This is a genomic window from Paraburkholderia phymatum, assembly GCF_040965635.1.
Classification (GTDB): Bacteria; Pseudomonadota; Gammaproteobacteria; order Burkholderiales; family Burkholderiaceae; genus Paraburkholderia; species Paraburkholderia phymatum_B.
The window spans coordinates 41,391-55,914 of sequence record NZ_JBFRCH010000019.1; the positions used below are offsets into that span (position 1 = coordinate 41,391).

Genomic DNA, 14,524 nt, shown 5'->3' on the forward strand with positions numbered 1-14,524 from the left:
GGAGACAGTCATGAGTGAGACAAACAGCAAAGGCGGGCGCGTGCTCGTGATCGGCGGCGGGATCGGCGGCCTCGCGGCTGCGCTGGCGCTCGCGCGTCAAGGCATTCGCGTGCAGCTGCTCGAGCAGGCCGCCGAGATCAAGGAAATCGGCGCCGGCATCCAGCTCGGCGCGAACGCGTTCAATGCGCTCGATGCGCTCGGCGTCGGCGAGGCGGCGCGCAGCCGCGCCGTGTTCACCGACTACATGAAGCTGATGGATGCGCTCGACGCGAAGGAAATCGTGCGCATCGATGTCGGCGCGCCGTATCGCGCGCACTTCGGCAATCCGTATGCAGTGATTCATCGCGCGGATATTCATCTGTCGATTCTCGAAGCCGTGCAGGATCATCCGCTGATCCAGTTCCGCACGAATACGCAAGTCTGCTCGCTCGAACAGGACGCGAGCGGCGTGACCGTCATCGATCAGCACGGCGAGTGTTATCGCGCGGATGCCGTGATCGGCTGCGATGGCGTGAAGTCGGCGATACGCAAGACGCTGATCGGCGACGACCATCGCGTGACGGGACACGTCGTGTATCGCGCCGTCGTCGGAGTCGACAACATGCCGAAGGATCTGCAGATCAATGCGCCCGTCGTGTGGGCCGGTCCGCATTGTCACCTCGTGCACTATCCGCTGCGCGGCGGCCAGCAATACAACCTCGTCGTCACGTTCCATAGCCGCGAGCAAGAGGAATGGGGCGTGCGCGAAGGCAGCAAGGAAGAAGTGCTGTCGTACTTCGAAGGCATTCATCCGCTGCCGCATCAGATGCTCGACCGGCCGACTTCATGGAAGCGCTGGGCCACGGCGGACCGCGAGCCCGTCGAGCGCTGGAGCTATGGGCGCGCGACGGTGCTCGGCGACGCCGCGCATCCGATGACGCAATACCTCGCGCAAGGCGCCTGCCAGGCGCTCGAAGACGCCGTCACGCTCGGCGCTGCCGTTGCCGCCACCGATGGCGATTTCGAAGCGGCGTTCAAGCTGTACGAGACGGCGCGCATTCCGCGCACCGCGCGCGTGCTGTACTCGACGCGTGAGATGGGGCGCATCTATCACGCGAAGGGCGTCGAGCGTCTGGTGCGCAATTCGCTGTGGGTCGGCCGCACGCAGGAGCAGTTCTACGATGCGCTGCAATGGCTGCATGGATGGCGCGCGGAAGATTGCTTGAAGGGCGTCGCCTGAAGCCTGGAGCTTGAAGCGAAAAGTGAATTGAACGAAGGGCGGGCCAAAAAAATATAACGGATGCCCGCCTGACTGAAGGAGACAGGTGATGATGAACGCGCAGCCAGTCAACGTCACGGACGTAATCGACCGCAATCCGGTTTCGCCGTTTCAACTGACGATCGTCGTGTCGTGTTTTCTGATCGTCGCGATCGATGGATTCGACACCGCATCGATCGGCTTCATTGCGCCCGTCATTCGCGCGCAATGGCAGCTGTCGCCGGCGCAGCTTGCGCCCGTGTTCGGCGCGGGGCTCGCGGGCTTGATGGCGGGCGCGCTCGTGTTCGGCCCGTTCGGCGATCGCGTGGGGCGCAAGCGTCTGTTGCTTGCGTGCGTGCTGTGCTTCGGCGCTGCGAGCGCGGCGTCGGCGTGGTCAGGCGGACTGCATGAGCTGATCGCATGGCGCTTTATCACGGGCCTCGGTCTCGGCGGCGCGATGCCGAATGCGATCACTCTGACCTCCGAGTATTGCACGTCGCGGCGCCGCTCGTTTCTCGTCACGACGATGTTCTGCGGCTTCACGATCGGCTCGGCGCTGGGCGGCATCGTCGCGGCGGAACTGATCGAGCATTTCGGCTGGCGCTCGGTGCTGCTGACGGGCGGTGTCGCGCCGCTTCTGCTCGTGCCCTTGCTTGCATGGCGGCTGCCCGAATCCGTGCGCTATCTCGTCAATGCAGGCAAGCGCGCGGAGCAGGTGACGCGGTTGCTTGCGCGCATCGCGCCGCATGAAGATTTTTCGCAAGCGACGTTCGTCGCGCCGCATGGCAAGCCAGCGGGCTCGCCCGTCAGCCATCTGTTTCGCGCGGATCTGCTGCGCGGCACGCTGCTGCTTTGGCTGACGTTCTTCATGAGCTTGCTCGTGATCTATCTGCTGTCGAGTTGGCTCCCGACGCTTCTGCGCACGACGGGCGTTTCGCTGCATACGGCGGCGCTCGTGACGGCGATGTTCCAGGTCGGCGGCTCGGTCGGCGCGATCGTGCTCGGCTGGCTGATGGACCGCTTCAATCCGCATTACGTGCTGGCGCTCGGGTATGCGCTGGCGGGTCTCTTCACGGCGGCCATCGGCAGTCTCGCCGCATCGCCATGGCTCGCGTCGCTGGCCGTGTTCGCTGCGGGCTTTTGCGTGTCGGGTTCGCAGGTCGGCGCGAATGCGTTGTCCGCCGTGTTCTATCCGACCGACTGCCGCGCGACGGGCGTCAGCTGGGCGAACGGGATCGGACGTAGCGGATCGGTCGTCGGTTCGATGGCGGGCGGCGCGATGCTGGCGGCAGGGCTGCCGCTGCCGGCGATGTTCATGCTGATCGCCATACCCGCTGTCGTCGCTGCCGTGTCGATCTTCGTGCTGGGTGCGTGGGCGGCGCGGGATGTGCGCGGCGAGACGCTGGATGCGCTTGCGCCGGAGCAGACGGGCTGATGGAAATCGTCTTGGCGCACGCAGTTTTTCGGTGCGCGCCCAGACTTACGCCACGCTCACTGCGAAATCCACCCACGCCCAATCGGCCACGCGAGCAGCTTGCGATAGAGCGCGATCAGCACGCCCATCAGCGCATCACCGGCTGACGACCAAAGCGGCGTCACAACGACGAACGCTGCACATGCAATCACGACTGCGCCCACCATATCGAACGGAAAATGCACGCCGATGAACACGCGCGCCCACGCAACGGCCAGCCCGGCCACGAGCATCAGCGCGCCGTACCATCGAACGCGAGCCAGCAGCAGGGTCAGCGCGACGCTGGCGAACACCGTGCCGTGATCGCTGGGAAACGACGAATCGGGAGCATGCTCGATGAACGTGTGGCCGAGCCCGATCATGAAGGGCCGTGGATGCATCCAGTACAGCCCGATGATCTGATTGCACCCGAGCGCAAGCAGCGCGACGCAGCATGCGCGCACGGCCGCCGCGCGCTGATGCTGTCCGCCGCACAGCCAAAGCACGCCGAGCGTCAGCGGAACGAGATAGATAACGTAGTCGGCGATCGCAGTCGCGACGTCGACTTGCCAGCGCGGCGTCGAGGCCGCCGCGTTGATCATCAGAAAGAGCGCCTGATTGAACGCTTCGAGTGTATTCATGCTGCAATCGTGTCGATGAATTGAGCTGCCTGACAAGGAAGGCAGAAGAAAGGAAAGCAAAAGACCCGCCCAATCGTACCGGCCGAAACTTATGTCACGCTTAGGCGCGCGAATGGCGCTCCGATGCGCTTCCCAACCGCGCACAGCATTCATGGCTCCTCGCGTCACCTTTACCGGGCGAACGGAGTATTCTTTCGATGGACTTGCAAAAGACGGCATCATCGCCGTCTTTTTAGCTACATGCCGAAATCGAATGGCGGTGCTTCATGGATGCGGTCTCCGACGTGTTGCGCGTCGTGCGTCTGTCCGGCGCAGTCTATCTGCACGCTGAACTGACGGCGCCGTGGTGTCTGTTCGGCCACCCCGATCAGACCTTGTGCGCAGCCTTTCTGCCAAGAGCGGATCGCGTGGTCTCGTTTCATCTGATCACGGAAGGCACCTGTTGGGCGCATCTTCCCGACCGCGTCGATCCCGCCATCTGCGTGAGCGCGGGCGAACTGCTCGTCGTGCCGCAAGGCGAGGCGCACATCATGGGAAGCGCGCTCGATCTCGCGCCCGTGCCGGCGGGACCGCTGCTCGAATCGCAGCTCGGTACCGCGCCAGGCGAACTGCTGAATGTCTCGCATGGCGGCGGCGGCGCGCCGACGCGCCTCCTGTGCGGCTTCCTCGCGTGCGACGACGCGCTGAGCAATCCCGTGCTCGGCTCTTTGCCGCGCCTCTTCAAGGTCGACGTGCGCAACGATCAACAATCGGCATGGCTCGAAGCATCGCTGCGCTTTGCCGCCTCCGAGGCCGCGCAATCGCGCGCGGGCAGCGCGATCGTTCTCTCCCGGTTGTCGGAGCTGTTGTTCGTGTGGGCCGTGCGACGCTGCATCGACGACTTGCCCGCCGAGCGCAAGAACTGGCTAGCGGGCGTCAAGGACCGTTTCGTCGGACGCGCGCTGTCGATGCTGCACGCGCAACCGTCATACGACTGGACCGTCGACGAGCTCGCGCGAAGAGTCGGTCTGTCGCGCTCCGCGTTTTCACATCGTTTCAGCGAACTGCTCGGGCAGCCGCCGATGCAATACCTCGCGCGTTGGCGCCTGATCGTCGCGACGCAGGAACTGGCGTACAGCAGCAAGGCGATTGCGGCAATCGCCGAGCAGGTCGGGTACGAATCGGAATCGGCGTTTCATCGCGCGTTCAGGCGCGAGTTCGGCATGCCGCCCGCCGCGTGGCGAAAGCGTCACAGCCATGTGGACCGCGCCGAGGTCATCGCCGAAAGCCAGTAGCGTTGCCAATCGATCGGCGTTCTCACAGCGCGCATTGGGGTCGGCGGCGGCGCGGCGTGCGAAGGCTTGTGCAACGTGAAAGCGCACGAACCGATGAGCGTGGCGCGGACGACGACGGCGCGCCGCATCGCTCGCATCCGCATCGAAGGCGATGCATGCAAACGGCCTCCGATGCCGTGCACCAACCGGCGCATCGCCGCGTGCCATGCGAGCGGATCGAGTATCCGGCTGCCGCGCAGTGACTTCAACAGCGACAGCGCGGTGCCGAGTTCCCGCATATGTCTGCCATGATCGTTATTCAACTGGCGCAGCGCCGCATAGCAGACATCCCAGCCGACGTGCGAATGCGCATGCAGCAGCGCGAGCAATAACACGGGCGGCAAGAGCGCGAGGCCGCCTTGCATCAGCGCATCGCTTTGCAGTTGCAGCAGAAGTTGCTCGTATGGGTCTTCGCCGATGCAGCGTCGGCGTCGCTCTGGCAGATCGAGCATGACAGGATCTCCTCTTTCTCAAGGGTCGCGGTTTTCGTGGCCGATGGCGAGCGACGCATCGCATCCGGTCTCGGCGACGGAAAAGGCAGGACACCCTGATTTCAGAAGACCTTGCTGCCCGACGTTCAGGAACGCGTTTGCTGCAATAGGTGATTCATGGTGCTCGATGCCGTCTTGTGTGTGACTATGAGGCAGTATGTGCAAATGGCCATTGCCCTTGCGTCGCGCCTCTTTGTCCTATCGTCCTGTTTTCGTGAGCGCATCGCGCGGACTCATATCGTGAGCGGCGCACGGCAAGACAGCACGCAAGCCGCGCCGCTCGCGTCGCAAAGCGATCACGCAATCACCTTTAGTCATTCCTAACGTGCGCTTTCGTTTCGATTGCTCTAAAACTGGTCTGTGGACGCGGCGTCTGCATCGACAAAAAAAGGAGTGGTCTTATGAATGCTCAAGGCGGTAATACCGTCGGTTCGCAGCAAACACAGCCTGGCGCGTCGACGCCGGCAGCCATCGTCGACGCGCTGAAGGCCGTCGCCGGCAATCCGAAAGGCGTGCGCGCAAGCTTTGCCAAAGGGATCGGCGTGCGAGGCCGCTATACGCCGTCGGAAGACGTATCGCAGGTCACGAAGCCGGCGAGCTTCAACAAGCCGGCGCGCGTGCTTGCGCGTTTTTCGGTTGGCGGCGGCAATCCCGTTGTCGCGGATACGAACAAGCTGGTCTTGAGAGGCTTCAGTTTCAGGCTCGAAAACGATGGTCCATTCACCGACATTCTCACGGAAAGCGCGCCCGTTCATTTGGCGAAGAACCTCGACCGGATGCTGGCGTTCCTGAAGGCGCGCATTCCGGGTCCGGACGGCAAGCCCGATGCCGAAAAAGTAAAGGCGCTTTCCGCAGCCAATCCTGAAACGCTGAATCAGGCGAACCATGTGGTCGCGAGGCCGCTGCCGGAGAGCTTCGCGGGCACGACGTATTGGGGCGTCCATGCTTTTCCGGCGACCAACGCAGCGGGACAGACGCGCTTCATCAAGTTCAAGGTCGTGCCCGCCGAAGGCGAGGTCACGATTTCCGACGACGAAGCGAAGGACAGAAGCGCCGATTTCCTGCGCGCCGATCTCGAACAACGGATCGCGGCCGGCACAGCGCGCTTTCATGTGCTTGCGCTGCTCGACCGACCCGGCGATCCGACGATGGATGTGACGCAGCGCTGGCCCGACGAGGCCAATCGCGAGGCCGTGCGGCTGGGCACGATCGAGATCACGTCGATTGACGCTAGCGAGCCGTGTGACAACACCGTTTTCGATCCTTCGCATCTCGCGGAGGGCATCGGCTTTCCGCCCGACGAAATCTTCGCGGCGCGCAGCAGCGCGTACGGCATTTCGTTTTCGAAGCGGCATGATGCGGACAAAGATTTGGGAGCGCGTACTTCATGAACAGCCTCGACGGAACCATCGTCGCCGTGACGGGCGCTTTCGGCAGCCTGGGTCTCGCCACGGCGCAATTGCTGGCGCAGCGCGGCGCGAAAGTCGCGCTCGTCGGACGCGGGGCGGCGCCCGCGAACCTGCCCGCGCCGCTCGCGCAGGCCTGCATCGCGAGCGATGTCGATCTCGCGGAACCGGACGCGGCCCAGCAAGCGATCGATTCGATCGCAGGCCGGCTCGGCGGTTTGAACGCGCTCGTCAACGTAGCGGGCGGCTTCAGTTGGGAGTCGGTCGCCGATGGCAGCGCGCAGAACTGGCAGCGAATGTTCGACGTGAACGTGAAGACGACGCTGAACGCATCGAAGGCGGCGCTTGCGCATCTGACTGCAGCGGCGGGCGGACGCATCGTCAATGTCGGCGCGATGGCCGCGTTGAAGGCGGGGATGGGGATGGGCGCTTACGCGGCGTCGAAGGCCGCCGTGATGCGTTTGACGGAAGCGCTTGCGGAAGAACTCAAGGACAAGGGCGCGACCGTCAATGCGATCTTGCCGAGCATCATCGATACGCCGCAGAACCGCGCCGACATGCCCGACGCCGATTTCACGCGATGGGTGACGCCGGAGCAGATCGCAGCAGTGATCGCGTTCCTGCTGTCGAAAGAGGCGCAGTGCATCACGGGGGCACTGGTTCCTGTTGCCGGACGTGTTTGAACCCAGTCAGCCTACATCATGAGCAATTTCGAGCATGCGGGCGATTGGAGCAGCCTGCATGCGAAAGTGCAGTCCACGCTCGATCCGCACGTGCGCGCGAACTACGAGGATCGCTTCCGTGCGGCGATCGGCTATCTGACGGCAGACCCGACCTCGATCACGCTGGTTCAAGCAGGCCTGACGGCAACGCTCGCTCGCAGCGATCCCCTCAAGTCGCATCGTGAGGAAATTGATGATGCTTCGAGCCGTAACGAAAGGCACGGCTCTCACGCGGTTCATCGACCCCTCTGCGGAGGGGCTTTTATATCGCTGCACACTTTTGCGCAACGCTTGTACTGCTTGCGCAACTCGACGATCTTCGCCGCGACGCTCGCCAGAATGCCGAGCGCGCCGATTGTTTCGACCAACGCGGAAAGCATGGGTGTCTCCTTTCACGGGCGATGGGTGCCGGTAATGTGTGACTGGAGAGTAAGGGCGCTGCGCGCCGCTCACAATCTGGAAGTTCCGGACCCAGACTTCGCCGCTACCGAAGCATCACGTTCGCGCGAGGGGGCATGCGCAAACGGATGCGTCGATGAAGAGGAGGACGATTCACACGACGCGCGATTTGAACGTCGATACGCGCGGCAGGTTTCGTCTGAACGTTGGCTTGTCCACATTGCAGCGTGCATTTGCCGGAGATGCTCTGCTCGCGCACGGGGGAAGTTTGCGCATCACGACAAGTCGAAAGAGGCAAAGCGTTGTGGCGCCTGCAATGTACCAGCGCCGCGCGGCGCGAACCTTTGCCGAACATCCGGCCTTCCGGCGCTGCCCGGCGACCTCGGCCTCGATAACTAAAGACTGAACGCCGGCTCTGGCCGGCGTTTTCTTCGTCCCATGCCGTCTTGGTGCGGGAGCGGATCAAAGGGCAACAAGGCGGAAAGCCCGACGTCGATTGCCCGCGCGTTGCAGCATTGACGCGTGCGGATAGCTCATCGCCGGTAGTATCTGGGTTTGGCTTGCGCCTTCCCTCCCTATCCGTCGATGCCACATAACATGCGCGCTGTGATCAACAAATGGCTGTTCATCGCCTGTCTGCTGGGCAGCGGAACGATCTGGTCCACGGTGATGTTGTTGCTTTACCCGTTTGTCGGCCGCTCGGGCCGTTACGCGCTCGCGGCGTTATGGTGCCGCGCGCTCGTGCGGGCGATGCGCATGTTGCCGGGCATCGGCTGCTCGATAGAAGGCCTGGAGCATCTGCCGAAAGAACCGTCGATCATCCTCTGCCGGCACGAGTCGACATGGGAGACGCTCGCGTTTCTCGCGCTCTTTCCGCGCCGGATCAGCTTCGTGTTCAAGCAGGATCTTTTGCGCATTCCCTTCTTCGGCTGGGTGCTGAAGGGACTCGACATGGTGAGTCTCGACCGCGGCTCGCCTCGGCAGGCGCATGTCGCCGTCACGCGTGAAGCGGCGGAGCGTCTGGCGAAAGGCGATATCGTCGTGATCTTTCCGGAGGGCACGCGCGTGCCGCATGATGCGCCCGTCAGGCTGACATCGGGCGGCGTGCGCCTCGCCTGTGCAACGGGCGCGATGATCGTGCCCGTGGTGCACAACGCGGGCAAGGTGTGGCCCGCGAAAGGCTGGCCGACGGGTGCGGGGCACATCCGTGTCGTCGTCGGTCCTACGCTATCGCCTGCCGAGCGATCGCCGCAGGAACTGATTCACGACGTTCACGACTGGATGCAGTCGGAGTTGAAGAAGCTCTAGCGCGGGCCTTTCGCATCACGCCGCGCGAAGGCTAGGTCGCTGATCGCGCGCCGCGTGACGCGCGCTATCCACTCATGCCGTTACGGCGGCAGCGAGGGTGCCGTGCGCGATTTGCTGCTCGACGCGCATCAGGCCTTCGATCATCCGCGCTTCGGCTTTCGCGATGTCTTCCAGCGACGCGGCAGCGAGTTGCCGCTCGAAGATGCTGAGCGCGATGGTCAGCCACGCGTAGTTGTCGCCTTCGATGATCCACTTGCCGTGCGTTTTCTCGATCGCGTCGATGTCCGTCATCGCGATCTGCGCTTCGGCGATATCGTCGAGCGCTTCAGAAAGACGACCAATGCGGCCGAGTTCTTCGGCGACGAGGAGTTGCCGCCCGAGCGTCGTGTACAGCTCGCGCGAGCCTTGACCTCGGCGGAACGCGTCGAGACTCGCGTACGCCTGCAGCAGCATGGCGCGCGTGATGGGCTCGTGCGCGGCGCGGCTGAACGTCAGCGCGCGCAGCAGCGGCGACATGGCGGGACGGGTCTGTTTGCGGCTTCGCGATTTGTGCGACATGGTGGTGTACCTCTTCTCTTCGTTTCCGGCGCGCGAATGGCTTGTGAAACGCGCGGAAAAAGATGCCGCCGATGCACTGGCGGCACGTACAGGGGAAATCAATGACAAGCCAGCGAACGGATAATGAGCCGCGACAATTAAGACAGAATTAAATCGCGAGTGTCGTGCAGATCACCGCACGCGGGCTTCGTCGAAAACTACTGGTATTGGGCGTGTGCTGCCTGACGCTGCGCCGCCTGTTCTTCGGCATGTTTCTTCGCGACGTGATGCCCGACAACGCAGCCGCCAACCGCGCCGATGACGGCGTGATGCCCCGCGTAGTGTCCCGCGACGCCGCCGACCACGGCCCCCTTGATGCAGCCCGCCGCGTGCGCCGTTCCGCTGACGGCGAAAAGAAGCGTTGCGGCGGCAAGCGTGGCCTTACCGAATCCTGTCATTCTGATACCCCGTTTCAGTTGTTCGATCTGATGTTGCGCCAGTACGGCTGAATTCAATGGCATTCGCGAGTCGATTCGCGCCGATGGCGTCAGCGCAGTGTACGCGGCGGCCCACGCCGAAGGTGCAACATGTATGCGAGTTTCGTAACAAGCAGTTAGAGGGAAATCGAAGGGCGTGGGCTTAGGCGGCAATGAGAGTGTCACCGTGTGAGTCCCGAAATGGCGGCGCATAGCTTATGCTGCAGTGACACTTTTACTTCTAGTGCGAAAGAAATAAAACAGTCAATTCGCACGGGTGCGCATTATATTCGTCACTCCACCTCCTAAACCCTACACTCCGAATCCCGTCCGTAAGGTTATGGCCTTATCGAACATTTCCTCAAAGTCTCGGAGCCGGGTTGCACTCGCTCGGCTTCGTAGCGCTTGCCGTCTTTGAAGCATCCAGTCCGAAGCTCTCGCGTCGAAGGGCCTTTTCCGTCGCGCCCTGCTGGATCGGAGAATCATCCGTACCACACGGATATCTTTTTACAACCTCTTTGGCTGATAGGTATATCTCGTAAAAATTATGGGCTATTAATGTGATTCAGCTGGTTGGAAGGGAAGCAATTATGGCTGTTATGTGCATACGGGCTGTAACGAACATGTCGATGTTTCCTTTGAATGAGCCTGTCTCGCTCGACTACCGCCAGACGGACTATCCAACCACACTTCCTATTTTGCCGGGGGGCCGGAGTTACGTTGAGTATGCTTATAGTGCTTACGAGTGCCAGTTCGGATTATGTCGCCGAAGCTTCCGACGATTCGAGGGCAACTTTAAGGATGACAAATTTTCATGAGCAAGCCGATCCCAATCCTCAATTTCCGCGATGATTCGAGCAGACTAGCTGTTCTGCGTTCTGCGGCGGTGAGAACGAGCGCATCATTCGGGTGGCAGTCCCTGTATTTCGAACACGGGCAGGATGACCTGTTCGAGACAGTAGGGCATGTAATCCATGAGCATTATCTGATGGTGAAGCTCAACCCGATTTCGAAGGCACATCGGGTGCTGGACGGCGTGCGGCAGTCGGAAATTCAGCGGCGGGGGAGCACTGCCTATATTCCCAGCGGCTGTTCGCATCGCGTGCAATACGCCACCCCGCTTGGGCGCCTGCATCTGATGACATTCGAGCCGTCGTTCGTTGACACGGTGGCTTCGGAGATGGGGCTCAGCCGCGTGGACCTTACGCCGCGCTTCGCGGTCGAAGAGGACCGCTTCGTGCTTGAGGCTGCGGAACTGATCGACGCCGAGCTAGCGAACGGCAATCCGCATGGCAAGCTGTTCGCGGAAACGTTCGCACGGACGTTGGCCGCGCACATCGTCACGCGCTACCGCGGGTCGGGCAAGACGAACAGCAAGCTGCCGTCGATCAACTCAGTGAAGCTCGGTCGTCTCGACCAGTTCATCGACGCGAATATCACATTGCCGATCAGTCTCGCCGATCTGGCGAGCCAGATGGGGCTCAGCGAGTACTACTTCTGCCGCTGCTTTAAGCAGGCCACGGGCATGTCGCCGTACCAGTATCTGTTGAAGCGGCGCCTCGAGCACGCTTGCGCGTGCCTGAGGCGCGACGACATGTCGATTCAGGACGCGGCGTTCGCGAGTGGCTTTGGGGACCCCGTGCAGTTTTCAAAGCAGTTCCGGCGCGCTCATGGCTTTACGCCAACAGCCTATCGCGCCCGCTATGTCATCAAGGGCTCAGCCTTCGTCTCAGTCGCCTGATGCGTCGCGCCGGCTCCGCGCGTTTCGTCCGTCAGCGCCGCTTCCGGGAACTTCTGCTGTTCCGCATAACCGCCTGAAGGGGGCAAAAAAGCGCTAACCCCACAATTTTTGACTAGGGCGCGTCTCGACGAGGCATTTAGGCTAGGAGAACCCCACTGCGAAAGGCCCGCTCCGGGCTTGACGCCTAACCGCCGGGTGGCGCGGCCTTTGCGCGCGTCGGCCCAACCGTGAGACGTGTGTATGCATTTCGATATTTCGCAGCGAGCGCAGCGTCTGACCTCGTCAGCCATTCGCGAAATCTTGAAGGTCACCGAAGACTCGTCAGTCATTTCGTTTGCCGGCGGTATTCCCTCGCCGCAAACGTTTCCAGTCGGCTTGATGAAGGAGGCGTGTGCGGCAATCCTTGATAAGGCGCCACATGCTGCGCTTCAATATGCGCCGACCGAGGGCTATACGCCGCTGCGCGAGTGGATCGCCGACCGGCATGGTGTGACGCCTGACCGGGTGTTGATCACCACCGGCTCGCAGCAGGCGCTCGACCTGCTCGCGAAAGTGCTTGTCGATCCTGGTAGCCGCATTCTCGTCGAGAACCCGACCTATCTCGGCGCGCTGCAAGCCTTCTCGCTGTTCGAGCCGGTCGTGGTGCCGATTGAGTGCGACGACGCGGGCATCGTTCCCGAGGCGCTGACCGAGGCGGCGATTCGCGGCGCCAACTTCGTCTATACGATGCCGAATTTCCAGAACCCGACCGGCCGACGTCTGCCGCTAGCGCGGCGTCACCAGTTCATCGCGGCCATGCGGGCGGCCGACGTCGTAGTGATCGAAGACGACCCCTACGGCGAACTGGCTTACACGGGCGAACCGTTGCCGACGCTGTTGTCGATGAATCCGGATGGCGTCGTCTATCTCGGGTCGTTTTCGAAGATCGTCGCGCCCGGACTGCGCGTCGGCTATGCGATCGCGCCGGAGCCGTTGATGAAGAAGCTGGTGCAGACGAAGCAGGCGTCCGATCTGCACACTTCCGGCTTCACCCAGCGCATGGTCTATGAGGCGCTCCGCACGGGCTTTCTCGATGCACACGTCAAGCGGATCTGCGGGCTCTATGCGGCGCAGCGTGATGCGATGCTGACTTCGCTCGCGTCGCACTGCGCGTCGCGCATGACCTGGAACGTGCCCGAGGGCGGCATGTTCCTGTGGGCTCGCGTTCCCGATTCCGTCGATGCCACGCGCCTGCTCGAAACGACGCTGGCGCCGGTGAGCGGGCCGCGCGTCGCGTTTGTGCCTGGCTCGCCGTTCTATGCCGGGGTGGCCGATACCCATACGCTGCGCCTCTCGTTCGTCACTGTGCCGCCGCCGCGCATCGAGGAGGGCGTGGCTCAGCTTGCGGCTGCGCTCGGCGGTCTGCTCTGAGCGTGGTCTGGGCGCCGGGATGTGCAGAGTGGTCTTGCGCGCGGGGAACGCATATTCGCTGCCCAAAATCGCTTCAGCAATCTCCCGGCGTGGCAGCTTTTGACTAGGTTGCGCCTTGAGTTGCCGATTAATATGAATCAGTTTAAGTCACGACAATTTCGAAACGAGGCCACCATGGAAGAGGCTTTGCAAACCCCCGCTGTCGAGAAGCCGCTCATCGCCGGTGACGGCATAGTGACCGGTAATGCATCATGGAGCTTCGGCGGGGACACGGCCCGTCATTTCGAAGCGCATGTATCGAAATCCGTGCCGCGCTATGCGGACGGTCATCGCATTGTGCTGGGGTTGAGCGATTTTTTCGTCAAACACGATTCGGTGTGCTATGAAATCGGTTGGTCGACGGGCGCGCTCACGCGCCAGCTCGCGCAGCGCCATGCAGGTTCGGTGCGCTGGGTGGGGATCGATGTCGAAGCCAACATGGTCGATCAGGCGAAGTGCTACCTGGCGCAGATGTCGCCAAAGCCGGACAACGTTCATTACGTTATCGGCGACGCGCTGTCGTTCGAGTACGAGCCGAGCGATCTGATTATCGCCTACTACACCGTGCAGTTCATTGCGCCGCGTGTGCGGCAGGAATTGATCAATCGCATCTACCAATCGTTGAATTGGGGCGGTGCGCTCCTGCTGTTTGAGAAGGTGCGGGCGCCCGACGCGCGTTTCCAGGATATCGCGAGCGGTCTTTACATCGACTACAAGCTTGAGCAGGGCTATGCGTGCGACGAGATCATCGCGAAGTCGAAGAGCCTGAAGGGTGTGCTCGAGCCGTTCTCGAGCCAGGGCAACATTGACATGCTGCGGCGCGCGGGCTTCACCGACGTCATGACAGTCTTCAAGCACGTTTGTTTCGAAGGCCTTTTCTGCATCAAGTAAGGTCGACTGGCTCCGTTCAGACTTTTCACGCGGTCATCCTCGAATATCAGGGGCAGGCGCACCATCCGGACACGCGCGTGCTCGGCGGTCAGGACGACGGCGACATGATCGTCGCCGATCTTGAACGGGCGCGCGCGCTCTGGAACCGCTACCGGCCGGAGGCCGGGCGGGGCGAGCGTGTACAGGCCGCTGAACTGGGGGCTGCGCGATGAATCCGCAAGTCGTGTGGCATGTGTGGCGACGAATCATGCGCGAGTCCGAACTTCAGCACGCGCTTTTCGCGCCGGACGAACACGCACCCAATTTGGACCGTTTCGGTTTCGCCAAGGACAAGTGTGAAGCTGCGTGGGCATACGCACGGCAAGGCGATCGCGCGGAATGGTTCGTGACGAACTATCGTTTCCGGCTCGTCAATTCCTTTCTGAACGCGCTCGAGACGGGCGCACCGTTGACGCTTCGC

At 62.3% G+C, this 14,524-nt stretch carries 16 protein-coding genes; 12 read left to right on the forward strand and 4 right to left on the reverse strand.

Annotated features, from left to right (window positions below):
- Positions 1-10: 10 nt before the first annotated feature.
- Both AB4Y32_RS26365 and AB4Y32_RS26370 read left to right on the forward strand, forming a co-directional pair.
- The gene (locus AB4Y32_RS26365; RefSeq protein WP_368724175.1) at positions 11-1,219 is read left to right on the forward strand and encodes a 3-hydroxybenzoate 6-monooxygenase; all 1,209 of its coding nucleotides are present in this window, start codon (positions 11-13) and stop codon (positions 1,217-1,219) included.
- An 88-nt stretch (positions 1,220-1,307) separates the two neighbouring features.
- Positions 1,308-2,672, forward strand: a complete 1,365-nt coding sequence (locus AB4Y32_RS26370; protein ID WP_368724176.1) for an MFS transporter — start codon at positions 1,308-1,310, stop codon at positions 2,670-2,672.
- Positions 2,673-2,728: 56 nt separating this feature from the next.
- Here AB4Y32_RS26370 and AB4Y32_RS26375 read toward each other — a convergent pair whose 3' ends face one another.
- Complete coding sequence (locus AB4Y32_RS26375) at positions 2,729-3,331, reverse strand: phosphatase PAP2 family protein (RefSeq protein ID WP_368724177.1); 603 nt, start codon at positions 3,329-3,331, stop codon at positions 2,729-2,731.
- A 266-nt stretch (positions 3,332-3,597) separates the two neighbouring features.
- On the opposite strand from AB4Y32_RS26375, the gene AB4Y32_RS26380 reads away from it, so the two are divergent.
- Positions 3,598-4,605 carry an AraC family transcriptional regulator gene (locus tag AB4Y32_RS26380; protein ID WP_368724178.1) on the forward strand — a complete coding sequence of 336 codons (1,008 nt, stop codon included), beginning with the start codon at positions 3,598-3,600 and terminating at the stop codon, positions 4,603-4,605.
- Here AB4Y32_RS26380 and AB4Y32_RS26385 read toward each other — a convergent pair.
- On the reverse strand, positions 4,560-5,096 hold the full coding sequence (locus tag AB4Y32_RS26385; RefSeq protein ID WP_368724179.1) for a hypothetical protein: 537 nt from the start codon (positions 5,094-5,096) through the stop codon (positions 4,560-4,562). The genes AB4Y32_RS26380 and AB4Y32_RS26385 overlap by 46 nt on opposite strands.
- A 440-nt stretch (positions 5,097-5,536) precedes the next feature.
- On the opposite strand from AB4Y32_RS26385, the gene AB4Y32_RS26390 reads away from it, so the two are divergent.
- The 4 genes from AB4Y32_RS26390 to AB4Y32_RS26405 all read left to right on the forward strand — a co-directional run bounded on the left by AB4Y32_RS26390 (position 5,537) and on the right by AB4Y32_RS26405 (position 8,970).
- Positions 5,537-6,526 (forward strand): catalase family peroxidase, encoded by a 990-nt coding sequence (locus AB4Y32_RS26390; RefSeq protein ID WP_368724180.1) that lies wholly within the window; start codon positions 5,537-5,539, stop codon positions 6,524-6,526.
- Entirely contained in the window at positions 6,523-7,224 is a 702-nt protein-coding gene (locus AB4Y32_RS26395; protein ID WP_368724181.1) for an SDR family NAD(P)-dependent oxidoreductase, read from the forward strand. Before AB4Y32_RS26390 ends, AB4Y32_RS26395 begins: the two co-directional genes overlap by 4 nt.
- Before the next feature lie 18 nt (positions 7,225-7,242).
- Positions 7,243-8,061, forward strand: a complete 819-nt coding sequence (locus AB4Y32_RS26400; protein ID WP_368724182.1) for a hypothetical protein — start codon at positions 7,243-7,245, stop codon at positions 8,059-8,061.
- 198 nt (positions 8,062-8,259) lie between these two features.
- The gene (locus AB4Y32_RS26405) at positions 8,260-8,970 is read left to right on the forward strand and encodes a lysophospholipid acyltransferase family protein (protein ID WP_368724183.1); all 711 of its coding nucleotides are present in this window, start codon (positions 8,260-8,262) and stop codon (positions 8,968-8,970) included.
- Between the two features lie 72 nt (positions 8,971-9,042).
- On the opposite strand, the gene AB4Y32_RS26410 is transcribed toward AB4Y32_RS26405, so the two are convergent.
- Entirely contained in the window at positions 9,043-9,528 is a 486-nt protein-coding gene (locus tag AB4Y32_RS26410) for a hypothetical protein (RefSeq protein ID WP_368724184.1), read from the reverse strand.
- On the opposite strand from AB4Y32_RS26410, the gene AB4Y32_RS26415 reads away from it, so the two are divergent.
- A complete protein-coding gene (locus AB4Y32_RS26415) occupies positions 9,527-9,652 on the forward strand; it encodes a hypothetical protein (RefSeq protein ID WP_368724185.1) in 126 nt (41 codons plus the stop codon). The two genes, AB4Y32_RS26410 and AB4Y32_RS26415, sit on opposite strands and share 2 nt — an antisense overlap.
- 73 nt (positions 9,653-9,725) lie before the next feature.
- Here the strand turns inward: AB4Y32_RS26415 and AB4Y32_RS26420 are convergent, their stop codons facing one another.
- Complete coding sequence (locus tag AB4Y32_RS26420) at positions 9,726-9,965, reverse strand: hypothetical protein (RefSeq protein WP_368724266.1); 240 nt, start codon at positions 9,963-9,965, stop codon at positions 9,726-9,728.
- Positions 9,966-10,971: 1,006 nt separating this feature from the next.
- Between AB4Y32_RS26420 and AB4Y32_RS26425 the strand changes: the two genes are divergently transcribed.
- From AB4Y32_RS26425 to AB4Y32_RS26440, 4 genes are all read left to right on the forward strand, one after another.
- On the forward strand, positions 10,972-11,724 hold the full coding sequence (locus AB4Y32_RS26425) for a helix-turn-helix transcriptional regulator (protein ID WP_368724186.1): 753 nt from the start codon (positions 10,972-10,974) through the stop codon (positions 11,722-11,724).
- A gap of 240 nt (positions 11,725-11,964) precedes the next feature.
- Positions 11,965-13,134, forward strand: coding sequence for a PLP-dependent aminotransferase family protein (locus tag AB4Y32_RS26430; protein WP_368724187.1), 1,170 nt, complete (start codon positions 11,965-11,967; stop codon positions 13,132-13,134).
- Positions 13,135-13,155: 21 nt separating this feature from the next.
- Positions 13,156-14,064, forward strand: a complete 909-nt coding sequence (locus tag AB4Y32_RS26435; protein ID WP_368724188.1) for a methyltransferase domain-containing protein — start codon at positions 13,156-13,158, stop codon at positions 14,062-14,064.
- A 77-nt stretch (positions 14,065-14,141) separates the two neighbouring features.
- Positions 14,142-14,276: a hypothetical protein gene (locus AB4Y32_RS26440; protein WP_368724189.1), complete on the forward strand. Its 135-nt coding sequence runs from the start codon at positions 14,142-14,144 to the stop codon at positions 14,274-14,276.
- Positions 14,277-14,524: the final 248 nt, after the last annotated feature.